This is a genomic window from Citrobacter sp. Cb023 (genome assembly GCF_030336805.1).
Lineage (GTDB): Bacteria > Pseudomonadota > Gammaproteobacteria > Enterobacterales > Enterobacteriaceae > Citrobacter > Citrobacter braakii.
The window spans coordinates 32220-54924 of the sequence record NZ_JAOWCV010000040.1; the positions used below are offsets into that span (position 1 = coordinate 32220).

The 22705-nt window shown below is 52.7% G+C and carries 23 protein-coding genes; 16 read left to right on the forward strand and 7 right to left on the reverse strand.

From position 1 onward, the window contains the following. Window positions 1–140 precede the first annotated feature (140 nt). Window positions 141–1586: a metalloprotease TldD gene (tldD, locus tag OGW44_RS21065; protein ID WP_019077799.1), complete on the forward strand. Its 1446-nt coding sequence runs from the start codon at window positions 141–143 to the stop codon at window positions 1584–1586. 94 nt (window positions 1587–1680) lie between these two features. Here tldD and aaeR read toward each other — a convergent pair whose 3' ends face one another. Next, the gene (gene aaeR / locus OGW44_RS21070) at window positions 1681–2610 is read right to left on the reverse strand and encodes an HTH-type transcriptional activator AaeR (protein ID WP_016157586.1); all 930 of its coding nucleotides are present in this window, start codon (window positions 2608–2610) and stop codon (window positions 1681–1683) included. 184 nt (window positions 2611–2794) lie between these two features. Between aaeR and aaeX the strand changes: the two genes are divergently transcribed. The 4 genes from aaeX to OGW44_RS21090 all read left to right on the forward strand — a co-directional run bounded on the left by aaeX (window position 2795) and on the right by OGW44_RS21090 (window position 6309). Further along, on the forward strand, window positions 2795–2998 hold the full coding sequence (gene aaeX, locus OGW44_RS21075; protein ID WP_003025177.1) for a p-hydroxybenzoic acid efflux pump operon protein AaeX: 204 nt from the start codon (window positions 2795–2797) through the stop codon (window positions 2996–2998). Between the two features lie 7 nt (window positions 2999–3005). Next, on the forward strand, window positions 3006–3938 hold the full coding sequence (aaeA, locus tag OGW44_RS21080) for a p-hydroxybenzoic acid efflux pump subunit AaeA (RefSeq protein WP_185654411.1): 933 nt from the start codon (window positions 3006–3008) through the stop codon (window positions 3936–3938). A 5-nt stretch (window positions 3939–3943) separates the two neighbouring features. After that, window positions 3944–5911: a p-hydroxybenzoic acid efflux pump subunit AaeB gene (gene aaeB / locus OGW44_RS21085; RefSeq protein WP_047499757.1), complete on the forward strand. Its 1968-nt coding sequence runs from the start codon at window positions 3944–3946 to the stop codon at window positions 5909–5911. A gap of 119 nt (window positions 5912–6030) precedes the next feature. After that, window positions 6031–6309 carry a barstar family protein gene (locus OGW44_RS21090; protein ID WP_016154709.1) on the forward strand — a complete coding sequence of 93 codons (279 nt, stop codon included), beginning with the start codon at window positions 6031–6033 and terminating at the stop codon, window positions 6307–6309. Between the two features lie 56 nt (window positions 6310–6365). Here the strand turns inward: OGW44_RS21090 and yhcN are convergent, their stop codons facing one another. Both yhcN and argR read right to left on the reverse strand, forming a co-directional pair. Next, on the reverse strand, window positions 6366–6632 hold the full coding sequence (yhcN, locus tag OGW44_RS21095) for a peroxide/acid stress response protein YhcN (RefSeq protein ID WP_003025165.1): 267 nt from the start codon (window positions 6630–6632) through the stop codon (window positions 6366–6368). 376 nt (window positions 6633–7008) lie between these two features. Further along, entirely contained in the window at window positions 7009–7479 is a 471-nt protein-coding gene (argR, locus tag OGW44_RS21100; protein WP_003025162.1) for a transcriptional regulator ArgR, read from the reverse strand. Window positions 7480–7915: 436 nt separating this feature from the next. Between argR and mdh the strand changes: the two genes are divergently transcribed. Then, a complete protein-coding gene (gene mdh / locus OGW44_RS21105; protein ID WP_008785953.1) occupies window positions 7916–8851 on the forward strand; it encodes a malate dehydrogenase in 936 nt (311 codons plus the stop codon). A gap of 120 nt (window positions 8852–8971) precedes the next feature. On the opposite strand, the gene degS is transcribed toward mdh, so the two are convergent. The 3 genes from degS to zapG form a co-directional block, all read right to left on the reverse strand. Next, a complete protein-coding gene (gene degS / locus OGW44_RS21110; RefSeq protein WP_003025154.1) occupies window positions 8972–10039 on the reverse strand; it encodes an outer membrane-stress sensor serine endopeptidase DegS in 1068 nt (355 codons plus the stop codon). 89 nt (window positions 10040–10128) lie between these two features. Next, window positions 10129–11496: a serine endoprotease DegQ gene (gene degQ, locus OGW44_RS21115; protein WP_046276025.1), complete on the reverse strand. Its 1368-nt coding sequence runs from the start codon at window positions 11494–11496 to the stop codon at window positions 10129–10131. A gap of 168 nt (window positions 11497–11664) precedes the next feature. After that, entirely contained in the window at window positions 11665–12063 is a 399-nt protein-coding gene (gene zapG / locus OGW44_RS21120; protein WP_151217884.1) for a Z-ring associated protein ZapG, read from the reverse strand. 192 nt (window positions 12064–12255) lie between these two features. Here zapG and zapE point away from each other — a divergent pair, with 192 nt between their 5' ends. The 5 genes from zapE (at window position 12256) to sspB (ending at window position 15902) form a co-directional block, all read left to right on the forward strand. Next, a complete protein-coding gene (gene zapE, locus OGW44_RS21125; RefSeq protein ID WP_101700715.1) occupies window positions 12256–13383 on the forward strand; it encodes a cell division protein ZapE in 1128 nt (375 codons plus the stop codon). Between the two features lie 218 nt (window positions 13384–13601). After that, window positions 13602–14030 (forward strand): 50S ribosomal protein L13, encoded by a 429-nt coding sequence (gene rplM, locus OGW44_RS21130; protein WP_003025141.1) that lies wholly within the window; start codon window positions 13602–13604, stop codon window positions 14028–14030. A 15-nt stretch (window positions 14031–14045) separates the two neighbouring features. Next, window positions 14046–14438, forward strand: a complete 393-nt coding sequence (gene rpsI / locus OGW44_RS21135) for a 30S ribosomal protein S9 (RefSeq protein ID WP_003025138.1) — start codon at window positions 14046–14048, stop codon at window positions 14436–14438. Between the two features lie 316 nt (window positions 14439–14754). Beyond that, on the forward strand, window positions 14755–15393 hold the full coding sequence (gene sspA, locus OGW44_RS21140; protein WP_003025132.1) for a stringent starvation protein SspA: 639 nt from the start codon (window positions 14755–14757) through the stop codon (window positions 15391–15393). A gap of 5 nt (window positions 15394–15398) precedes the next feature. Then, a complete protein-coding gene (gene sspB / locus OGW44_RS21145; protein ID WP_016154706.1) occupies window positions 15399–15902 on the forward strand; it encodes a ClpXP protease specificity-enhancing factor in 504 nt (167 codons plus the stop codon). A 44-nt stretch (window positions 15903–15946) separates the two neighbouring features. Here the strand turns inward: sspB and dcuC are convergent, their stop codons facing one another. Then, window positions 15947–17314: an anaerobic C4-dicarboxylate transporter DcuC gene (gene dcuC, locus OGW44_RS21150; RefSeq protein WP_185654412.1), complete on the reverse strand. Its 1368-nt coding sequence runs from the start codon at window positions 17312–17314 to the stop codon at window positions 15947–15949. Between the two features lie 359 nt (window positions 17315–17673). Here dcuC and nanR point away from each other — a divergent pair, with 359 nt between their 5' ends. The 5 genes from nanR (at window position 17674) to nanK (ending at window position 22703) form a co-directional block, all read left to right on the forward strand. After that, on the forward strand, window positions 17674–18465 hold the full coding sequence (nanR, locus tag OGW44_RS21155; RefSeq protein ID WP_016154704.1) for a transcriptional regulator NanR: 792 nt from the start codon (window positions 17674–17676) through the stop codon (window positions 18463–18465). Between the two features lie 134 nt (window positions 18466–18599). After that, on the forward strand, window positions 18600–19493 hold the full coding sequence (nanA, locus tag OGW44_RS21160; RefSeq protein ID WP_016157581.1) for an N-acetylneuraminate lyase: 894 nt from the start codon (window positions 18600–18602) through the stop codon (window positions 19491–19493). Window positions 19494–19609: 116 nt separating this feature from the next. Then, window positions 19610–21100, forward strand: a complete 1491-nt coding sequence (nanT, locus tag OGW44_RS21165; RefSeq protein WP_016154702.1) for a sialic acid transporter NanT — start codon at window positions 19610–19612, stop codon at window positions 21098–21100. Between the two features lie 47 nt (window positions 21101–21147). After that, complete coding sequence (locus tag OGW44_RS21170) at window positions 21148–21837, forward strand: N-acetylmannosamine-6-phosphate 2-epimerase (RefSeq protein ID WP_019077794.1); 690 nt, start codon at window positions 21148–21150, stop codon at window positions 21835–21837. Continuing rightward, complete coding sequence (gene nanK / locus OGW44_RS21175; protein ID WP_185654413.1) at window positions 21834–22703, forward strand: N-acetylmannosamine kinase; 870 nt, start codon at window positions 21834–21836, stop codon at window positions 22701–22703. The genes OGW44_RS21170 and nanK overlap by 4 nt, the downstream gene beginning before the upstream one ends. Window positions 22704–22705 lie beyond the last annotated feature (2 nt).

A 22705-nucleotide genomic window follows, 5' to 3' on the forward strand; every position in this document is an offset into this window, starting at 1 on the left:
AGGGCGAGTAATTGCCCCAATCTCAGTACATAGTATTGCCGGATGGCGCAGCGCTTATCCGGCCTACAGCAGCCTAACAACGTAGGCCGGATAAGGCGTTTTTTCCGCTATCCGGCAGAATTAAATGAGTAATCAAAACGATGAGTCTGAACCTGGTAAGTGAACAATTGCTAGCGGCAAATGGCCTGAAACATCAGGATCTGTTTGCCATCCTGGGCCAACTGGCCGAACGCCGTCTTGATTACGGCGATCTCTATTTTCAGTCGAGCTATCACGAATCCTGGGTTTTAGAAGACCGCATAATTAAAGATGGTTCTTACAATATCGATCAGGGCGTTGGCGTCCGCGCCATCAGCGGCGAGAAAACAGGGTTTGCCTATGCAGACCAGATTAGCCTGTTGGCGCTGGAACAAAGCGCTCATGCCGCGCGTACTATCGTGCGTGACAACGGTGACGGCAAAGTAAAAACGCTGGGGGCCGTGGAGCATCAGGCGCTTTACACCTCGGTTGATCCGTTGCAGAGCATGAGCCGTGAAGAAAAACTCGATATCCTGCGCCGCGTAGACAACGTGGCCCGTGCCACCGACAAACGCGTCCAGGAAGTGACCGCCAGCCTGACCGGTGTTTATGAACTGATCCTGGTGGCCGCGACTGATGGTACGCTGGCCGCCGACGTCCGCCCGCTGGTACGTTTGTCCGTAAGCGTACAGGTCGAAGAGGACGGTAAGCGTGAGCGCGGCGCCAGCGGTGGCGGCGGTCGTTTTGGCTATGACTATTTCCTTGGCGACCTTGATGGTGAAGTCCGTGCCGACGCGTGGGCGAAAGAGGCCGTACGCATGGCGTTAGTCAATCTGTCCGCGGTAGCAGCGCCTGCAGGTACGCTGCCGGTGGTACTCGGCGCTGGCTGGCCTGGCGTTCTGCTGCATGAAGCGGTCGGTCATGGTCTGGAAGGTGATTTTAACCGCCGTGGCACCTCGGTATTCAGCGGTCACATGGGTGAACTGGTGGCATCAGAACTGTGTACCGTTGTGGATGATGGCACAATGGCGGACCGTCGTGGTTCCGTGGCTATCGATGACGAAGGGACACCGGGTCAGTACAACGTGCTGATCGAAAACGGCATTCTGAAAGGCTACATGCAGGACAAACTGAATGCGCGCCTGATGGGCGTAGCGCCAACGGGTAACGGTCGCCGTGAATCTTACGCGCACCTGCCGATGCCGCGTATGACCAACACCTATATGCTGCCGGGGAAATCCACGCCGCAGGAAATCATCGAATCCGTTGAATACGGTATTTATGCGCCTAACTTTGGCGGCGGTCAGGTGGATATCACCTCCGGGAAATTTGTATTCTCGACGTCCGAAGCGTATCTGATTGAAAACGGTAAAGTGACCAAACCGGTGAAAGGCGCAACGCTGATTGGCTCCGGTATCGAAGCGATGCAGCAGATTTCGATGGTGGGTAACGACTTGAAACTGGATAACGGGGTTGGCGTTTGCGGTAAAGAAGGACAGAGCTTGCCGGTGGGCGTGGGCCAGCCGACGCTGAAGGTGGATAACTTGACCGTAGGTGGCACCGCGTAACGACCCGGTCGCCGGATAGCGCTCAGCGTATCCGGCCTGGAATGTGCGCTGGCACTGAATGTAGGCCCGGTAAGCAAAGCGCTACCGGGCTTTTTTATTTCTCTTTGCCCCGGCCGTACATCCCCTGAAACAGTTGCGCTACATCGACAAAATAATCCGTCAGATAGTTAATCACCACCTGGACCTTGAGCGGTAGTTTGTCTTTTTCGGTATACAGTGCATAGACCGGACGTGGATCCGACTGGTAGCGGGGCAGCAGGATCTCCACTTCGCCACGATTGATCTCATTGATCACCCACATCAGCGGCACATAGGCAATACCCGCGCCTGCGGCCAGCCAGCGCACCAGCGTCATCGGATCGTTAGTCACGAAGCGCCCCTCCGGGATCAGGCGGGTAGAGATCCCCTCCGGAGCGATAAGTTCGAATTCATTATCCGGGCGCACGCTGTATTCCAGCCACGAGTGGTTACTGAGATCGGCGGGTTTTTCCGGCACGCCAAACTGCGCGAGATAGCTTTTAGCGGCGCAGACCACCATCGGCATGGTTCCCAGGCGACGTGAAAACAGGCTGGAGTCCTGCAACGCGCCGACGCGAATAACCACGTCCAGACCGTCGGCGATTAAATCCGGTGCCGGGATGCCTGTTACCAGATTTACCGTCAATCCTGGATACTCTTTCAGCATCGTTGCGGTCAACCCAGCGAGGACATTTTGTGCCATGGTTGAAGAACAGCCAATGCGCAAGGTGCCGATGGGCGTGTTGTTAAAGGCATAAAGCTGCTCGTGAACATCCTGTGCTTCGTGCAGCATCCGGCGGCAGCCCTGATAATAAATTTTACCGGCTTCGGTTAGCCCAATGCTGCGTGTGCTGCGGTTTAGCAGCTTGACCTGTAGCTCATCTTCCAGTTTAGAGACCGTCTGGCTTATCGATGAAACGCTCATTTGTAGCTGTCTTGCGGCGGCGGTGAAGGAGCCCAGTTCGACAACTTTGGCAAACACCGACATACGTTTTAATCGTTCCATTGTTCACTCTGACTTAAAAGTGATTTAGATCACATAATATAGATAACAGCATAACAGTTACGTTAATATATTATTATTCAAATAACAGCTATGTCGCTCTCGCCTGGCTCATCCTTGCCCTTCTCTGCGGTGACATACGCTAGAAAATCTATCACCTGCACTCTCTTAAGCTACCAAGGTCAACATGAGTCTGTTTCCCGTTATCGTGGTGTTTGGTCTGTCCTTCCCACCGATTTTTTTCGAATTACTTTTGTCACTGGCGATTTTCTGGCTGGTGCGCCGGGTACTGGTTCCAACTGGCATCTATGATTTTGTCTGGCACCCGGCTCTGTTTAACACCGCGCTGTATTGCTGCCTGTTCTATTTAATAACGCGCCTGTTCGTTTGAGGTTGAAGTGAAAACACTAACAAGAAAACTCTCCCGTACGGCCACGACTCTCGTACTGGTCGTTCTGGCCTTCATCGCCATTTTCCGCGCATGGGTGTTCTACACCGAGTCGCCGTGGACGCGTGATGCGCGCTTCAGCGCCGACGTTGTGGCCATAGCCCCGGATGTCGCCGGGCTTATCACTAACGTTAACGTTCATGATAATCAACTGGTGAAGAAAGACCAGGTCCTGTTTACCATCGATCAGCCGCGCTATAAAAAAGCGCTCGAAGAAGCGGAAGCAGACGTCGCCTACTATCAGGTGTTATCACAGGAAAAACGCCAGGAAGCCAGCCGTCGTAACCGGCTGGGCGTGCAGGCTATGTCTCGTGAAGAGATCGACCAGTCAAACAATGTCCTGCAAACCGTATTACACCAGCTTGCGAAAGCGCAGGCGACCCGCGACCTGGCGAAATTAGATCTGGAACGTACCGTCATTCGCGCGCCAGCAGATGGCTGGGTGACTAACCTGAACGTCTACAGCGGCGAATTTATTACTCGCGGCTCTACGGCGGTGGCGTTGGTCAAACAGCATTCTTTTTATGTGCTGGCCTATATGGAAGAAACCAAGCTGGAAGGCGTCCGCCCTGGGTATCGCGCAGAGATCACCCCGCTGGGCAGTAATCATGTGCTGAAGGGCACCGTTGATAGCGTGGCGGCTGGCGTAACGAATGCCAGCAGCACGCGGGACGCAAAGGGTATGGCGACCATTGATTCCAATCTCGAATGGGTGCGTCTGGCGCAGCGTGTACCGGTGCGAATTCGTCTTGATGAGCAGCAGGGAACCCTGTGGCCTGCGGGGACTACGGCTACCGTCGTCATTACCGGCAAGCAGGATCGCGATGCAAGCCGGGAATCCTTCTTCCGTAAAATGGCGCACCGCCTGCGCGAGTTTGGCTAATCGTGATGGGCATTTTCTCTATTGCCAACCAGCATATCCGCTTTGCGGTGAAACTGGCGTGCGCGATTGTACTGGCGCTGTTCGTTGGCTTTCACTTCCAACTTGAGACCCCGCGCTGGGCGGTGCTGACCGCCGCCATTGTGGCGGCTGGCCCGGCCTTTGCCGCTGGCGGAGAGCCCTATTCTGGTGCTATACGCTATCGCGGCATGCTGCGTATTGTCGGGACATTTATTGGCTGTATTGCTGCACTGATCATTATCATCAGCATGATCCGCGCCCCGTTATTGATGATCCTGGTGTGTTGTATCTGGGCCGGTTTTTGTACCTGGATCTCGTCGCTTGTGAAGATCGAAAACTCCTATGCCTGGGGACTTTCGGGCTATACGGCGCTGATCATCGTCATTACCATCCAGGCTGAACCGCTGCTGACGCCGCAATTTGCGCTCGAACGCTGTAGTGAAATAGTGATGGGGATTGTCTGTGCTATTGTGGCCGATCTGCTCTTTTCGCCCCGTTCGGTGAAACAGGAGATTGATGTCGAACTGGACAGCCTGCTGGTGGCGCAGTATCAGCTTATGCAGCTGTGCATTAAGCATGGTGACAGTGAAGAAGTGGACAAAGCCTGGGGCGATTTAGTCCGGCGTACGGCGGCACTGGAAGGCATGCGAAGTAACCTGAATATGGAGTCCTCACGCTGGGGGCGGGCTAACCGCAGACTCAAAGCATTGAACACGCTGTCACTCACGCTCATCACGCAGTCCTGCGAAACCTATCTTATTCAGAACACTCGACCCGAACTGATCACTGATACCTTCCGCGAGTTGTTCAATATGCCGGTTGAGACGGTGCAGGATGTTCATAAACAGTTGAAGCGGATGCGGCGGGTGATTGCCTGGACCGGCGAACGCGAAACGCCGATCACGATATATAGTTGGGCAGGCGCCGCGACGCGCTACCTGTTGCTCAAACGCGGTGTACTGAGTAATACCAAAATTAGCGCCACGGAAGAAGAGATCCTGCAAGGTGAGCCAGTAGTGAAGGTGGAGTCTGCCGAGCGCCATCATGCGATGGTCAACTTCTGGCGCACCACGCTTTCTTGTGTCCTGGGAACTTTATTCTGGCTGTGGACCGGATGGACCTCCGGCAGCGGCGCAATGGTGATGATTGCGGTTGTCACTTCGCTGGCAATGCGTTTGCCCAACCCGCGCATGGTGGCGATAGACTTTATTTACGGTACGTTGGCGGCGTTACCGCTCGGGGCGCTCTATTTCCTGGTGATTATCCCCAATACGCAACAAAGCATGTTGTTACTGTGCCTGAGCCTGGCGGTGCTGGGGTTCTTTCTGGGTATAGAGGTACAGAAACGACGGCTGGGATCAATGGGGGCTCTGGCCAGCACTATTAATATCATCGTGCTGGATAACCCGATGACCTTCCACTTTAGCCAGTTCCTTGACAGTGCGCTGGGGCAAATTGTTGGCTGCGTGCTGGCATTTATCGTCATTCTGTTGGTGCGCGATAACTCTCGTGACAGAACGGGTCGCGTGTTGCTCAACCAGTTTGTCTCGGCGGCGGTTTCAGCGATGACCACCAACGTGGTACGTCGTAAAGAAAACCATCTCCCGGCGCTTTATCAGCAGCTGTTTTTGCTGATGAACAAATTTCCCGGCGACCTGGCGAAGTTTCGCCTGGCGCTGACGATGATCATTGCGCATCAGCGCTTGCGCGATGCGCCGATACCGGTAAACGAGGATCTATCCACGTTCCATCGCCAGCTTCGTCGCACTGCGGATCACGTGATTTCCGCAGGAAACGACGACAAGCGCCGACGCTACTTTAGCCAGTTGCTGGAGGAGCTTGAGATCTATCAGGAGAAATTAATCATCTGGCAAGCGCCGCCGCAGGTGACCGAGCCGGTAAAACGACTTAGCGGGATGCTGCACAAATACCAGCATGCGCTGACCAGTAATTAAGAGTTGGAAACCGACGCTAAAAGCGTCGGTTTTTTTATGGCTATACTTACCTGAAAATGCAGGAGGTTCCTGCATATTGATGGTCTGTAGAGTGACTGGCGTCGGGATGGTGGCTATAGATGAACATCTATACATTTGATTTTGACGAGATAGAAGACCAGGGGGATTTCTACCGTGAGTTTACGCGCGCGTTCGGTCTCGCCCGGGAAAAGGTGGTTGATTTAGATTCTCTGTGGGAGGTGGTTATCGGGGACGTTTTACCGCTGCCGCTGGAGATTGAATTTGTTCATTTGCCGGACAAGCTACGCAGGCGATACGGCGCACTGATTTTACTGTTCGATGAAGCGGAAGAAGAGTTGGAAGGACAACTGCGCTTTAACGTTCGTCACTCAATGTAAGGCATAAAAAAGCCCCCGGCAGGCGGGGGCAAGTCGTCGGACTAGACGACGAGGGTTTATTTGTAGAGTTCTGCAGTCGCGTGCCAGTGAGCGCCTTCACGGAGTTCGGTGACGCGATAGCTGCTGGCACCCGCTTTTTCAGCTTTAGCGGCGATGGCCTGACGCATGTCCATTGGTGAGCTACCGATCTGAGATACGGAGATGCTGCCCATGGATTGCAGGTTCTGTGCTTCTTGTGAGTTCACCTGAGTCACTGCGGCGCTTGCACCGAAAGAGAGAACAGAAAGAAGGCTTAAGGTTGCAATAGTTGTTTTGATTTTCATGATATTTACCTCGTCGAATTCTTTTATTGGGGTCTGCGTTTCGTGACCCTCATCACAAAATCAAGTATACACTAATCACTCGATAAATTAATACCACGCTAATTGTTTCTATGCGGATTAAGTATTAAGAAAAATATTTTTTATAACAAAACGGAATTAAAAATAGGGTTTTAAGCATTAATTTTATAATAAATTCAATTAAATCATTGAGATATGTATTTTTGCAAAATGTGCGTTTTTAACTCTTCATATTCGCTATGTGAATGACTTTTGACGGTTAAACGCACCATTTGTTAAATCAATGACAGTGGATAATAGAGGGAGGAGGGTGGATACAGAGGTTTTTCCCCCGCCGCGAGGCGACGGGGTGGAAGTATTACAGCTCTTGTTCGAACAGTTCCAGAATGGCTTCGTACAAATCTTTTACCGTAAAACCCTTAGCTGGGGTGGTGAAGATGGTATCGTCACCGGCAATTGTACCCAGAATCCCTTCCGCTTTACCTAATGAGTCCAGCAGACGTGCAATCAACTGAGCAGCGCCAGGGCTGGTATGAATAACCACAACTGCATCGTTGTAATCGATATCCAATACCAGATTTTTCAGTGGACTGGATGTTGTAGGTACCCCTAACTCTGCCGGCAGGCAGTACACCATTTCCATTTTCGCATTGCGGGTACGCACGGCGCCGAACTTGGTCAGCATGCGAGAAACCTTGGACTGATTGATATTATCAAAGCCCTGATCCTGCAACGCGAGGACGATTTCGCCCTGAGAGCTGAACTTTTCTTCTTTAAGCAGCGCTTTAAACGCCTTTACTAATTCTTCTTGTTTTGCCGAGCTTCGCATAAGTCACCCGTAATATGGCGGTAGAAACAACATTATTGTGCATACAGATGAATTTTTATGCAAACAGTCTGCCTTGTTCAAGGCTGAAATAATGTTATGAAAGAGCGGAATTTTATCAAATTTCGTTATCAAGAAACATGCCTGTGTCACGGCTCGCAAATAAGGTTAAAAGTAAATTAAATGTTATCAAATTGATGTTGTTTTGAGAGGTGGGTAGGGTATATTGTCAGCACCTGTTGGAAAGTTGCTCTACTGTGCGGGTGGTTTTGAATTACGTAACTTAGGTTTTATTTTACGTAAGTTAAATGCATAAAAGCCAAATTTGCGTGACTACGCATTCTTGACGCGTGGTTGTTGTATTCGTTGGATTTGTGAATTAAGGTCGCCGCCGCGGAGCAATAGACACTTTGCTTATCAATATAATAAGGAGTTTAGGATGAAAGTTGCAGTCCTCGGCGCTGCTGGTGGTATCGGTCAGGCGCTAGCATTACTGTTAAAAACCCAACTGCCTTCAGGTTCAGAACTCTCCCTGTACGACATCGCTCCAGTAACGCCTGGCGTGGCCGTTGATTTGAGCCATATCCCTACTGCTGTGAAAATCAAAGGCTTCAGCGGCGAAGACGCTACCCCTGCACTGGAAGGTGCTGATGTGGTACTGATCTCTGCGGGTGTCGCACGTAAACCGGGTATGGATCGTTCCGACCTGTTCAACGTTAACGCCGGTATCGTGAAGAACCTGGTGCAGCAGGTTGCTAAAACCTGCCCGAAAGCATGTATCGGTATTATCACCAACCCGGTGAACACGACCGTTGCTATCGCTGCAGAAGTGCTGAAAAAAGCAGGCGTATACGATAAGAACAAACTGTTTGGCGTGACCACGCTGGACATCATCCGCTCCAACACCTTTGTTGCGGAACTGAAAGGCAAGCAGCCTGGTGACGTTGAAGTCCCGGTTATTGGCGGCCACTCTGGCGTGACCATTCTCCCGCTGCTGTCACAAATTCCTGGCGTGAGCTTCACTGAGCAAGAAGCGGCAGACCTGACCAAACGTATCCAGAATGCGGGTACTGAAGTTGTGGAAGCTAAAGCCGGTGGCGGATCTGCAACCCTGTCTATGGGTCAGGCTGCAGCACGTTTCGGCCTGTCACTGGTTCGCGCACTGAGCGGCGAAAAAGGCGTGGTTGAATGTGCTTACGTTGAAGGCGACGGCCAGTATGCTCGCTTCTTCTCTCAGCCGCTGCTGTTGGGTAAAAACGGCGTAGAAGAACGCCAGTCTATCGGCAAGCTGAGCGCATTTGAGCAGAGCTCACTGGAAGGTATGCTGGATACGTTGAAGAAAGATATCACCCTGGGTGAAGAGTTCGTTAAATAACGCCTTTATGTAGGCCGGATGGCGGTGTTTAACGCTTTATCCGTCCTACAAATATCGCGAATTTGACGCATAAAAAAACCGGAGCTATCTCCGGTTTTTTTACATCATTTCGTTTGTGATTTAGTTTGTAGCCGGGTATTCCTGAATCGTTACCTGCAGCGTCAACTGCTTGTCATCACGCATCACGACAACAGAGATAACCGAACCTGGGCGAATCTCTGCCACCTGGTCCATGGTTTCCAGCGCAGATACTGCCGGTTTGTTATTGACCGAAATAATCAGATCGTTAACCTGAATTCCTGCCTGCGCAGCCGGACCGTCTGGAGCCACTTCGTTAACCACAATCCCCTGAATTTGATCCATCCCGCCGCCCTGGGCGTGCAGTGGCGCAATTTCGCGACCGCTGATGCCGATGTAGCCACGAATCACGCGCCCGTCACGAATCAGCTTATCCATAATTTTGGTTGCCAACTGAAACGGAATAGCAAAGCCGATCCCTTCCGGGGTTTCGCCATCGTTGCTCTTATCAAATGACAGCGTGTTAATACCCATTAACTCGCCCAGCGAGTTGACCAACGCGCCGCCGGAGTTGCCGTGGTTGATGGAGGCATCTGTTTGCAGGAAGTTTTGCCGTCCAGTCGGGTTCAGGCCAATACGACCGGTGGCGCTGATAATCCCCTGAGTGATGGTTTGCCCAAGGTTGTACGGGTTACCAATGGCGAGGACGACATCGCCGATGTGCGGCACGCGTTTGTTATTAATTGGAATTGTCGGCAGTCCGCCAGTCGCGTTGATTTTCAGCACCGCAAGATCGGTTAACGTATCAGAACCCACTAGCAGCGCTTCGAATACACGCCCATCCTGCAACGCGACGATGATTTGGTCGGCATCATTAATGACGTGCTTATTGGTAATGATATAGCCGCGCTGATCCATGATAACGCCTGAGCCGAGTGTGCGGATCTCAAGCTGGTTATGTGCTGTGCTGTTCATACTACGGTTATAAACGTTAACGACGGCAGGCGCTGCACGGCGAACCGCCGGGTTATAGCTGGCGGGCGTTTCATCTGCACTGTCGAACTGTGGCGCGGTAAGCGTATTTATTTTTCGCAGAGAGGGCATCGCGGCCAGCAGAATAGCGCCGACGATTAAACCAATCGCGACCGAACGTAAAAGCTTCACAAACATGATGGCGGCGTCATTAATAAAGGGAACGGCAGCAGCATATCACGAGTTTACCGGACATCACACGGGAGGCTGATGTCCGGTTGCATGCGTTAACGCAGGAGCAGGTAAATACTCTCGTTACCACGAACTACCTGCAGAGCGATGATCGACGGTTTCGTTTCCAGCACTTTACGCATTTCGGCGATCGAGTTTACACGATCGCGGTTAACGCCAATGATAACGTCATCTTTATGCAGACCGGCCTGCGCGGCTGGGCTACTTTTTTCAACGTTATCAATTTTGATGCCTTTGGTGCCGTCTTTAAGCTGACCGTCACTGAGCGTAGCCCCTTGCAACGCAGGAGCAATCATCTCCGCGCTGGCGGACGATGATGTACTGGTATCCAGGGTTACTTCAACCTCCAGCGGTTTACCGTTACGCAGCAGGCCCAGTTTGACTTTGGTCCCTGGTTCGGTTGTCGCTATGCGTGAACGCAGTTCGGCGAAGCTGTTGAGCGGTTTGCCGTTGAGGCTGGTAATGACGTCACCAGACTTCACACCTGCTTTTGCGGAGCCAGAGTTAGGCAGAACCTCGCTGACAAACGCGCCGCGCTGCACGTCCAGTTTGAACGCTTTGGCGATATCGGCAGTCATTTCGGTGCCTTTAATTCCCAGCAGACCACGTTTGATTTCACCAAACTGCATCAGTTGCTGCGCCAGCGTGCGTGCCATATTGCTCGGGATCGCAAAACCAATACCGATGCTACCGCCGCCGGGGGCCAGAATCGCGGTGTTAATGCCAATCAGCTCACCATTGAGGTTTAGCAACGCGCCGCCGGAGTTACCCCGGTTGATGGAGGCATCGGTCTGAATAAAGTTTTCCAGACCTTCCAGGTTCAACCCGCTGCGACCCAAAGCCGATACGATGCCGGAGGTGGCCGTTTGCCCCAAACCAAACGGGTTACCCACGGCCACCGCAAAATCACCGACGCGGAGTTTGTCGGAGTCGGCAATGGCAATTTGCGTCAGGTTGCTGGGGTGTTGAATTTGCAGCAGAGCGATATCGCTCTGGTCGTCGCTGCCGATAAGCTTAGCGTCGAACTCACGGCCATCGTTAAGCTGGACGCTGATTTTTTGCGCCTGATTGATGACGTGATTATTGGTCAGGACGTAGCCTTTGGCGGCATCAATGATGACCCCGGAACCCAGCCCTTCAAAAGGTTGTGCAGGTTGATCGGGAAGTTCATCACCAAAAAACTTTTTGAACTCTTCCGGGACTTTCTGCCCCTGAGCGGCGGTGCCTTCGACCCTTACGCTCACCACGGCAGGTAACACTTTCTCCAGCATCGGGGCGAGGCTGGGGAGCGCAGCCTGACCGGGAACCTGGCCGGGAATCGACGCTGCGGCTGGGAATGGCGCCGAGAGAGTTAACCCGACACTTAACGCTAATGCACTCAACAGCTGGGTTTGTTTTTTCATGGATCCTGCTCTCGTACCTTGAGTAAACGGAAGATGATTCAAAACAGTTTGATGTTATTGAATTTTCGGTTTGGTCACAATGAGGCTAACGACTAAATAATAGCTGGGACAGGAAGAGAAGCGGAGGGCGCAATTGCTGCGCCCAATAAATTTCTTAACGATGTGCAGTTAGTCGCGCTTTACGCCACTACGCAGCAGGCCAGATGCGCCTTCAGAATAGTCACGCGGCATCTGAACCGGCGCCTGATCGTTACCCGCTTCGGACTCTGCCAGACGATTACGGAACGGATTATTTTCCGGTGACATACCCGGCAGCAGGTTGCTGGAGCTTTTCGCCATATGCTGGTAGATCTGACGATAATCGTCCGCCATGTTATCCAGCAGTTCAGCGCTGCGGGCAAAGTGGCTCACCAGCTCTTCGCGGTACTCTTCCAGCTCAGCTTTATTTTTTTCCAGTTCGTACTGCAATGCTTGCTGTTGGCGTAATTTACGATTACCAAAACGCATGGCTACAGCACCAATAATGATACCGACGACTAACCCAATTAGCGCATATTCCCAGGTCATGAACATCTCCCGTTGTCTTGTGTTTCCGTAGGGTGTTGGCTTTAGGCTCCATGCCTGCGCCTGATTATGCCACTATAACCGCTAATCCCGTAGAAGTGGAATCCCGTGTTTATATCACGTAATGTAGAACGGCCTTTTTTTCGTCAACCGTGAGCGACGGCACATCGATTCTCAAGGAATAACAATAACATCATGCAAAGCCTTTCCCCGACATCGCGTTACCAGCAAGCCCTCAAAGACGGCAGTCATCAGCCCGACAACGTACAACAAGAAGCAGTGAATCGACTGGAAACAATTTTCCAGGCGCTTTCGACGCCAGCACGTCCTGCGCCGCAGGAGAGCGGACTGATGGCGCGTTTTGGCAAATTGCTGGGAAAACGTGGGTCACCGACCAATGCGCCGGTGCGTGGTCTGTATATGTGGGGCGGAGTCGGGCGCGGAAAAACGTGGCTGATGGATCTGTTCTTCCATAGCCTGCCGGGCGGGCGTAAACAGCGTTTGCACTTTCACCGTTTTATGCTGCGCGTCCATGAAGAGCTTACGGCCCTGCAGGGGCAGAGCGATCCGCTGGAAATCATTGCCGACCGCTTTAAGGCTGAAACGGACGTGCTGTGCTTTGACGAATTTTTTGTTTCTGACATCACCGACGCCATGCTGCTCGGCGGTCTGATGAAGGCGCTGTTTGCCCGTGGTATTACGCTGGTGGCAACCTCCAATATTCCGCCTGATGAGCTGTATCGCAACGGTTTGCAACGCACGCGTTTTCTTCCTGCCATTGATGCCATCAAACAGCATTGTGACATCATGAATGTCGATGCTGGCGTCGATTATCGTCTGCGCACCTTAACGCAGGCGCATTTGTGGTTGTCGCCACTGAATGAGGAAACCCGCCAGCAGATGGACAAGCTCTGGCTGGCATTAGCGGGAACGAAAGGTGAACACGCTCCGACGCTGGAGATCAATCATCGTCCGATGCAGACGCTGGCCGTCGAAAACCAAACGCTGGCGGTGTCGTTCACCACGCTCTGTGTCGATGCACGTAGTCAGCATGACTACATTGCGCTATCGCGTCTGTTTCATACGGTGCTGTTGTCTGATGTGCCGGTCATGACGACGCTGATGGAGAGTGAAGCGCGGCGTTTTATCGCACTGGTGGATGAGTTCTACGAACGCCACGTTAAGCTGGTGGTCAGTGCGGCCTCACCTCTTTATGAAATCTATCAGGGCGAGCGTCTGAAGTTTGAATTTCAGCGTTGTTTGTCGCGTTTGCAGGAGATGCAAAGCGAAGAGTATCTGAAGCGGGAACATTTAGCCGGTTAAACCTGCCGCAAATCACATAAAGGGGTCGATCTTTGACCCTGACTTCTCTATAATCTTGCGACCCCACGTTACGAGAGAGTTTTTTTCCCAAAACTTTCTATGCGCCGGCATAGGCTATTCGAAGGGGTAGGTTTGCTGGACAATGTCGTGTGAACCTCAACTGACAAAACGTTTGGGTGTTCACCAACGTGTAACTTATTTATTTGGGTAAGCTTTTAATGAAAACTTTTACAGCTAAACCAGAAACCGTAAAACGCGACTGGTATGTTGTTGACGCGACCGGTAAAACTCTGGGCCGTCTGGCTTCCGAACTGGCTCTGCGCCTGCGCGGTAAGCACAAAGCGGAATATACTCCGCACGTAGATACCGGTGATTACATCATCGTTCTGAACGCTGACAAAGTTGCTGTAACTGGCAACAAGCGTACTGACAAAGTGTACTATCACCACACCGGTCACATCGGCGGTATCAAACAAGCGACCTTTGAAGAGATGATTGCTCGCCGTCCTGAGCGTGTGCTTGAAATCGCGGTTAAAGGCATGCTGCCAAAAGGCCCGCTGGGTCGTGCTATGTTCCGTAAACTGAAAGTTTACGCTGGCAACGAGCACAACCACGCGGCACAGCAACCGCAAGTTCTTGACATCTAATCGGGATTATAGGCAATGGCTGAAAATCAATACTACGGCACTGGTCGCCGCAAAAGTTCCGCAGCTCGCGTTTTCATCAAACCGGGCAGTGGTAAAATCGTAATCAACCAACGTTCTCTGGAACAGTACTTCGGTCGTGAAACTGCCCGCATGGTAGTTCGTCAGCCGCTGGAACTGGTCGACATGGTTGAGAAACTGGATCTGTACATCACTGTTAAAGGTGGTGGTATCTCTGGTCAGGCTGGTGCGATCCGTCACGGTATCACCCGCGCTCTGATGGAGTACGACGAATCCCTGCGTGGCGAACTGCGTAAAGCTGGCTTCGTTACCCGTGATGCTCGTCAGGTTGAACGTAAGAAAGTCGGTCTGCGTAAAGCACGTCGTCGTCCTCAGTTCTCCAAACGTTAATTGTACTCTGCTTCGGCAGACAACAATTTGCGAAAAAACCCGCTTCGGCGGGTTTTTTTATCGTTACTGCTCTCCGTATAACCACGGTAATCCGCTGATTGCCACCTCTTTTTCCCCATTTCAAGAATCGACTCACCACAAAGGTCACAAAATCTGGTAAACTATCATCCAATTTTCTGCCCAAATGTCCGGTATCGTTCATTTTTTGTTTGTATTTTGAACAGTAATGGCTTTCCCGAATATGGGTGACATCACTTCTGGCTGGCCACTTAGTGGCTGGTAGCAGTAAAAATTCTGAATATACCTGGAGGTTTTCATGGCTGTCGCTGCCAACAAACGTTCGGTAATGACGCTGTTTTCTGGTCCTACTGACATCTATAGCCATCAGGTCCGCATTGTGCTGGCTGAGAAAGGTGTTAGTTTCGAGATTGAGCATGTGGAGAAGGACAATCCACCGCAGGATCTGATCGACCTCAACCCGAATCAGAGCGTACCGACACTGGTGGATCGTGAGCTGACCCTGTGGGAATCTCGCATCATTATGGAATACCTGGATGAGCGCTTCCCGCATCCGCCGCTGATGCCGGTTTACCCGGTTGCGCGTGGTGAAAGCCGCCTGTACATGCAGCGTATTGAAAAAGACTGGTACACGCTGATGAACGTCATCGTGAACGGTTCTGCTTCTGAAGCCGAAGTCGCGCGTAAGCGTCTGCGCGAAGAACTGCTGGCAATTGCACCAGTATTTGGCCAGAAACCTTACTTCCTGAGCGATGAGTTCAGCCTGGTAGACTGCTACCTGGCGCCGCTGCTGTGGCGTTTACCGCAGCTGGGCATTGAATTCAACGGTGCAGGTTCGAAAGAACTGAAAGGGTACATGACTCGCGTCTTTGAACGTGATTCTTTCCTGGCTTCTCTGACTGAGCCTGAACGTGAAATGCGTCTGGGCCGGGGTTAACCTGTATGGATTTGCCACAGCTAACACCACGCCGTCCGTATCTGCTGCGCGCATTCTATGAGTGGTTGTTAGACAACCAGCTTACGCCGCACCTGGTGGTGGATGTGACGCTTCAGGACGTGCAGGTTCCTATGGAATATGCGCGTGATGGGCAAATTGTTCTGAATATCGCACCGCGTGCGGTGGGTAACCTGGAACTGGCTAACGATGAAGTGCGCTTTAACGCGCGCTTCGGTGGTGTGCCGCGTCAGGTTTCTGTACCGCTGGCGGCAGTTCTGGCAATTTATGCTCGTGAAAATGGTGCCGGTACTATGTTCGAGCCGGAAGCCGCCTACGACGAAGATGTCGCCAGCTTAAATGATGACGACAACGACGCACCTGGTTTTGAGAGTGAAACGGTCATGTCGGTCATTGATGGCGATAAGCCTGACAATGGCGACGACAACGATCCGGATGACACTCCGCCGCCGCCACGCGGTGGGCGTCCAGCGCTACGCGTAGTGAAATAAAAAAACAGGCCCTTTGGGGCCTGTTCTGTTTTCTGCCTTCGGGATCAGTAAAACAGCGTGATGGTGGCTATCATATTGACCACAAATCCCACCGCCATCGGAATGGCCGTACGTTTTACCACCTCAAAGGGCGATACGCCCGCAATACCTGATGTCACCACAATGACCGCTGTAATGGGGGATACCGCCCGGGCCAGCGTAGTAGCAAAATGCATCGGCATAATCATCACTACCGCAGGAATATGTAGTCCGGCGGCAATATCTGGAATCAGGCTGGCAAAAGACATAAACGGCGCGTTACCTGACCCCATGACAATCGCACAGGCGGCAATGACCACGGCCATGATGATCATCACGCCGATACCGCCAAGGCCGGAATGCTCTGCACCTTTTATTACGGCGTCGACAGTCCCGATAGCCGTCAACCCTTTCGCAAAGATCTCACCGGCGACCACCAGCGTGACAACGTTGGCAAACTGGGTTCCCATGCCGTCAAAGAAGGCCTGCACATCATCCATCGTTTCGCGCAGATTATGTTTATGCAGGAACTCGACAAACATCGTCAGCGTCATGCTCATCAGCATGACCACCACCAGATTCAGCTCTGTTTTCATTAACCCCATATGTGCCAGGGCAAGCGAGCCCAACATCAGAAGCAGCGGCATGACGGGTAGAATGGCGTAATAGAGAGGTGGCACGTTTTCCAGCGTCTTTTGTTCAGCGAATCCGTTGCTTTCCGGGAATGCTTTTTTATCAAACTGCCGCTGAACGAAAAAATGTGCAATAGCGACGGCGACGATAACGCACGATGCGACGGGTAACTGATAGTGAAAGAAGTAGGTAGCGATTTTCATGCCCGCCACCTGCGCGGCAAAAATAGAGTTGGTTTCCAGAATGCCCCATTCAATTGACATTGAAGTGGCAATGACCGCCACCGCGGATAAACGGCTCACGCCAAGACTGACCAGCGTCGGGAACAGCGTCACCATCAGCAGCATGCCTAACCCGGAAGCGCTGGTGATGAACTGCGCCATGATCTGACCAATCACATAGGTGGCGGCAAGAACAACATAGGGTGAGCGGATTAGCTTAAGCGGGCGGCTTAACAGGCTAACCATCGCTCTGCTGGCCCCCATCCTGTCCATATAACGGGCATAACCACCTACCGCCATGATTGATAACCCTAGTCCGGCCGCCCGATTGGAAAGCATACGCAGAATTTCGTTGTAAATATCGACCAGTAGATAGCCGCTGCTCTTGTCGTTAGCGACCAGCGCGCCGTAGCCTAGCCAGACGCCGCAGATCATCAGGAAGATCCCCGCGGCTGCCAGCACTACCTGCGGTTTGTAGTTTTTGAGGATCAGGTAACCCATCGTTAATAAAACGATGACAGAGATAATGATGCCGAACATTGTTTCACTCCATGCCAGAGAAGAAGATAAATCCGGTAATAACGCTGTTGTCCAAACGGATGTTATATTTTTTCGGGCGATTTTTATGGAGTGAATATCTTATTTTTAATTCGATGTTTAAATTATTTATCGTTATAAAATAGATGGTTATGATAATTTATCACGTTCATATTCATAAATTTCACGAAGCGAATATGATTGTTTTCAATTAAAGAAAAGCTGAATGTTTTAGCGTAACAAAATATCCGGATACGTTAGACCGCCAATAAGCCCGACAGTCTGATTGACCACCATTTCACCCTGCTTTCGATCCTGTGTTAGGATAAACCCGCTGTTATTTGTCACCACGACTTAGCTGAATGGGCCCTATGAACGCATTTGATTCGCAAGCTGAAGACTCTCCATCCACCATTGGCCGTAGCTTACGCAACCGCCCGCTGGCGCGTAAAAAGCTGTCTGAAATGGTTGAAGAAGAACTGGAGCAGATGATTCGTCGTCGGGAATTTGGCGAGGGCGAACAGTTACCATCTGAGCGGGAACTGATGGCCTTCTTTAACGTGGGCCGTCCTTCTGTACGAGAAGCGCTGGCAGCGTTAAAACGCAAAGGTCTGGTGCAAATCAACAATGGCGAGCGCGCCCGCGTTTCGCGTCCTTCAGCTGATACCATTATCAGCGAGCTGTCCGGTATGGCGAAAGATTTCCTCGCGCATCCCGGCGGCATTGCCCACTTCGAACAGCTGCGACTGTTCTTTGAATCCAGCCTGGTACGATACGCCGCAGAACATGCGACGGATGAGCAAATCGACAGACTGGCGAAAGCACTGGAGATCAACAGCCAGTCGCTCGATGACAATACGCTGTTCATTCGCTCGGACGTTGATTTTCACCGCATACTAGCGGAGATCCCGGGCAATCCCATCTTTATGGCTATCCATGTTGCGCTGTTAGACTGGCTGATTGCCGCCCGTCCGACCGTGGCTGACCAAGAGTTATATGAGCACAATAACGTGAGTTATCAGCAGCATATCGCTATTGTGGACGCGATTCGTCAGCGCGATCCTGAGGAAGCTGACCGCGCACTGCAAGAACATCTCAACAGCGTTTCCGCTACCTGGCACGCCTTCAGCAAAAGTAAAAAATTGCGTAAGTAATCGCGATCCTGACGATCGTTTAGTGAGACAGATCGCACTATAAGCGTTCTGTATTGTATTGCTGCTTATTTGATCTGGTATAACAGGTATAAAGGTATGCAGTCAGACAACACTAATCATCATCAGAGGTAGCTATGGCAAGAGATTTAAAAGGCGTAATGCCAGCGTTGTTAACCCCATTCGATAGCCAACAGCGACTGGACATTGAGAGCCTGCGCCGCCTGGTGCGTTTCAACATTGGGCAAGGGATCGACGGGCTCTATGTCGGTGGGTCTACGGGTGAGGCATTTGTCCAAAACCGCGTTGAGAGAGAGCAGGTACTGGAAATTGTTGCCGAAGAAGCGAAAGGCAAGGTGACGCTGATCGCTCACGTTGGCACAGTGAGTACCGAAGAGAGCCAACAGCTGGCGAGTGCCGCGCATCGCTACGGCTTTGATGCGGTTTCGGCCGTCACACCGTTTTACTATCCGTTCAGTTTTGAAGAGCACTGCGATCACTACCGCGCAATTATTGATTCCGCTGATGGCTTGCCGATGGTGGTCTATAACATCCCGGCGCTGAGCGGCGTAAAACTGACGCTGGATCAAATCAACACGCTGGTGACGTTGCCGGGCGTTGGCGCGCTGAAGCAAACCTCAGGCGATCTCTATCAGATGGAACAGATCCGCCGCGCTCACCCCGATCTGGTGCTTTATAACGGTTATGACGAGATCTTCGCTTCTGGTCTGCTGGCGGGCGCTGATGGCGGTATCGGTAGCACTTACAACATTATGGGATGGCGTTATCAGGGAATTGTGAAAGCGCTCAAAGAAGGCGACATCCGTACGGCGCAAAAGCTGCAAACCGAGTGCAATAAGGTTATCGATCTGCTCATTAAGGTTGGCGTGTTCCGCGGCCTGAAGACGGTATTGCACTATATGGACGTGGTTTCTGTTCCGCTGTGCCGTAAACCATTTGCCCCGGTAGATGAACAATATCTGCCGGAACTGAAAGCGCTGGCCCAGCAATTAATGCTGGAACGCGACTGATCGGACGCCGGATAGCACAATGCTTATCCGGCCTGCAAAAACAAGACTCGTAGGCCGGATAAGGCGAATCCGCCATCCGGCACCACAACGAAAATAAAGATCGTCGGGAGAGTAAAATGAGTACTTCTACCCAGAGCATCCCGTGGTATCGCCATCTCAATCGGGCGCAATGGCGGGCATTTTCCGCCGCCTGGCTGGGATATTTGCTTGATGGTTTTGATTTTGTATTAATCGCCCTTGTGCTGACGGAAGTACAAGGCGAATTCGGACTGACGACGGTGCAGGCGGCCAGTCTGATCTCGGCCGCTTTTATCTCCCGCTGGTTTGGTGGGTTAATGCTGGGAGCGATGGGCGACCGTTATGGACGCCGCCTGGCGATGGTCACCAGTATCATTCTGTTCTCTGTGGGGACGCTGGCCTGCGGCTTCGCGCCGGGCTACACCACCATGTTTATCGCCCGCCTGGTTATCGGTATGGGGATGGCTGGTGAGTACGGCTCCAGCGCAACTTATGTTATTGAAAGCTGGCCCAGGCACCTGCGAAACAAAGCCAGCGGCTTCCTGATTTCCGGCTTCTCTGTAGGCGCAGTGATCGCCGCCCAGGTCTACAGCCTGGTGGTCCCGGTCTGGGGATGGCGCGCGCTGTTCTTCATCGGCATTTTGCCGATTATCTTCGCCCTCTGGCTGCGTAAAAATATTCCGGAAGCGGAAGACTGGAAAGAGAAACACGAAGGCAAAGCGCCGGTACGCACGATGGTGGACATTCTCTACCGGGGCGAACATCGGGTTATCAATATTGTGATGACTCTCGCCGCCGCAACCGCGCTGTGGTTCTGCTTTGCAGGCAACCTGCAAAATGCGGCTATCGTGGCGGTCCTTGGCCTGATATGCGCGTTTATCTTCATTAGTTTTATGGTGCAAAGCAGCGGGAAACGCTGGCCGACGGGCGTCATGCTGATGGTGGTTGTGCTGTTTGCCTTCCTTTACTCGTGGCCGATTCAGGCGCTGCTGCCAACCTATCTGAAAACCGAATTGCTGTATGACCCTTCCACTGTCGCCAGGGTGCTCTTCTTTAGCGGCTTTGGCGCGGCGGTCGGTTGTTGCGTCGGTGGTTTTCTTGGCGACTGGCTGGGCACGCGTAAGGCCTATGTCTGCAGTCTGCTGGCTTCGCAGTTGCTGATTATTCCAGTGTTTGCGATTGGCGGCTCAAACGTCTGGGTACTGGGTTTACTGCTGTTTTTCCAGCAAATGCTCGGTCAGGGGATCTCCGGGATCTTACCAAAACTGATTGGCGGCTATTTCGATACCGACCAGCGTGCGGCGGGTCTGGGCTTCACCTACAACGTGGGTGCACTGGGCGGGGCGTTGGCACCGATCATCGGTGCGCTGATTGCCCAACGACTGGATCTGGGCACCGCGTTGGGATCGCTCTCTTTCGGCCTGACATTTGTGGTGATCCTGCTGATTGGTCTCGATATGCCGTCTCGCGTACAGCGCTGGCTGCGGCCTGAAGCATTGCGTACGCATGATGCCATTGATGGCAAACCGTTTAGCGGGGCCGTGCCGTTCGGCGGCGACAAAAGCACCATGGTGAAATCCAAAAGTTAATCCGTTTGCCCGGTCCTGCGCCGGGCAATAGTCATAAGGGAATAAGCATGTCGTTACTTGAACAACTGGATATCAAGATTGCCGCGAACGGCGGGCTGATTGTCTCCTGCCAGCCTGTTCCTGACAGCCCGTTAGATAAACCGGAAATTGTTGCGGCGATGGCGCTGGCCGCAGAACAGGCTGGCGCGGTGGCGTTACGCATTGAAGGGGTGGAAAACCTGAAAGCGACCAGGGCGGTAGTTTCGGTGCCGATTATCGGCATTCTCAAACGTGACCTTGATGACTCTCCGGTTCGCATCACCGCATATCTGGAGGATGTTGATGCGCTGGCGCAGGCAGGCGCTGACATCATCGCCATCGACGGTACCGATCGCGTACGTCCGGTACCTGTAGAAACCTTACTGGCACGTATTCATCATCACCAACGCCTTGCGATGGCTGACTGTTCGTCCATGGCGGATGGCATGGCCTGCCAGAAACTCGGTGCCGAAATCATTGGCACTACCCTTTCTGGTTATACCACGCCAGAAACGCCCGAAGAACCGGATCTGGCTCTGGTGAAGTCTTTAAGCGACGCGGGTTGTCGGGTGATTGCTGAAGGACGTTACAACACGCCAGCGCAGGCCGCTGAGGCGATGCGTCATGGCGCATGGGCGGTGACAGTCGGCTCAGCCATTACCCGGCTGGAGCACATTTGCCAGTGGTACAACACAGCGCTTAAAAAGGCGGTGCTATGACCACGCTGTCGATTGATATTGGCGGCACCAAACTGGCTGTCGCACTGGTAGACAGCAGCCTGCAAATTCAAGAGCGTCATGAATTGCCGACGCCTGCCAGCAAAACACCGGATGCTCTGCGTGCTGCGTTACAAGCACTGGTTGCGCCGCTACAGGGGCAGGCAACGCGGGTGGCGATCGCCTCAACGGGGATTATCCGCGACGGTTCTCTACTGGCGCTGAACCCGCACAACCTCGGCGGGCTGCTGCATTTTCCTCTGGTGCAAACGCTAAAAGATCTCACCGCTTTGCCGACGCTGGCAGTCAATGACGCGCAGGCCGCGGCGTGGGCTGAATATCATGCGCTTGGCGGCGAGTTCCGCGATATGGTGTTTATCACAGTCTCCACCGGTGTAGGCGGCGGGGTGGTAAGTGATGGGAAGCTGCTGACCGGGATTGGCGGTCTGGCCGGGCATCTGGGACATACGCTGGCTGATCCGCATGGGCCGGTGTGCGGTTGCGGGCGTGTGGGTTGTGTCGAGGCGATCGCTTCCGGTCGTGGGATCGCGGCGGCTGCCGAAGGCGCGCTTGCTGGATGCGATGCCAAAACCATTTTTAGCCGCGCCGGGCAGGGTGATGAGCAGGCTCGGCGGTTGATCCATCGTTCGGCACGTACTTTGGCAAGGCTTGTCGCCGATGTGAAGGCCACGATCGATTGCCAGATTGTGGTGATTGGCGGCAGCGTGGGGCTGGCAGAAGGGTATCTGCCGCTGGTGGAAAACTATCTGGCACAAGAGCCTTCGGCTTACCACGTAGAATTACGGGCGGCGCATTACCGTCATGACGCTGGATTACTGGGGGCCGCGCTGTTGGCCCAGGGAGATTGATT

Coding starts and splice junctions, on each gene's coding strand:
- tldD (WP_019077799.1), top strand. CDS start 141: ATGAGTCTGAACCTGGTAAGTGAACAATTGCTAGCGGCAAATGGCCTG.
- aaeR (WP_016157586.1), bottom strand. CDS start 2,610: ATGGAACGATTAAAACGTATGTCGGTGTTTGCCAAAGTTGTCGAACTG.
- aaeX (WP_003025177.1), top strand. CDS start 2,795: ATGAGTCTGTTTCCCGTTATCGTGGTGTTTGGTCTGTCCTTCCCACCG.
- aaeB (WP_047499757.1), top strand. CDS start 3,944: ATGGGCATTTTCTCTATTGCCAACCAGCATATCCGCTTTGCGGTGAAA.
- OGW44_RS21090 (WP_016154709.1), top strand. CDS start 6,031: ATGAACATCTATACATTTGATTTTGACGAGATAGAAGACCAGGGGGAT.
- yhcN (WP_003025165.1), bottom strand. CDS start 6,632: ATGAAAATCAAAACAACTATTGCAACCTTAAGCCTTCTTTCTGTTCTC.
- argR (WP_003025162.1), bottom strand. CDS start 7,479: ATGCGAAGCTCGGCAAAACAAGAAGAATTAGTAAAGGCGTTTAAAGCG.
- mdh (WP_008785953.1), top strand. CDS start 7,916: ATGAAAGTTGCAGTCCTCGGCGCTGCTGGTGGTATCGGTCAGGCGCTA.
- degS (WP_003025154.1), bottom strand. CDS start 10,039: ATGTTTGTGAAGCTTTTACGTTCGGTCGCGATTGGTTTAATCGTCGGC.
- degQ (WP_046276025.1), bottom strand. CDS start 11,496: ATGAAAAAACAAACCCAGCTGTTGAGTGCATTAGCGTTAAGTGTCGGG.
- zapG (WP_151217884.1), bottom strand. CDS start 12,063: ATGACCTGGGAATATGCGCTAATTGGGTTAGTCGTCGGTATCATTATT.
- zapE (WP_101700715.1), top strand. CDS start 12,256: ATGCAAAGCCTTTCCCCGACATCGCGTTACCAGCAAGCCCTCAAAGAC.
- rplM (WP_003025141.1), top strand. CDS start 13,602: ATGAAAACTTTTACAGCTAAACCAGAAACCGTAAAACGCGACTGGTAT.
- rpsI (WP_003025138.1), top strand. CDS start 14,046: ATGGCTGAAAATCAATACTACGGCACTGGTCGCCGCAAAAGTTCCGCA.
- sspA (WP_003025132.1), top strand. CDS start 14,755: ATGGCTGTCGCTGCCAACAAACGTTCGGTAATGACGCTGTTTTCTGGT.
- sspB (WP_016154706.1), top strand. CDS start 15,399: ATGGATTTGCCACAGCTAACACCACGCCGTCCGTATCTGCTGCGCGCA.
- dcuC (WP_185654412.1), bottom strand. CDS start 17,314: ATGTTCGGCATCATTATCTCTGTCATCGTTTTATTAACGATGGGTTAC.
- nanR (WP_016154704.1), top strand. CDS start 17,674: ATGGGCCCTATGAACGCATTTGATTCGCAAGCTGAAGACTCTCCATCC.
- nanA (WP_016157581.1), top strand. CDS start 18,600: ATGGCAAGAGATTTAAAAGGCGTAATGCCAGCGTTGTTAACCCCATTC.
- nanT (WP_016154702.1), top strand. CDS start 19,610: ATGAGTACTTCTACCCAGAGCATCCCGTGGTATCGCCATCTCAATCGG.
- OGW44_RS21170 (WP_019077794.1), top strand. CDS start 21,148: ATGTCGTTACTTGAACAACTGGATATCAAGATTGCCGCGAACGGCGGG.
- nanK (WP_185654413.1), top strand. CDS start 21,834: ATGACCACGCTGTCGATTGATATTGGCGGCACCAAACTGGCTGTCGCA.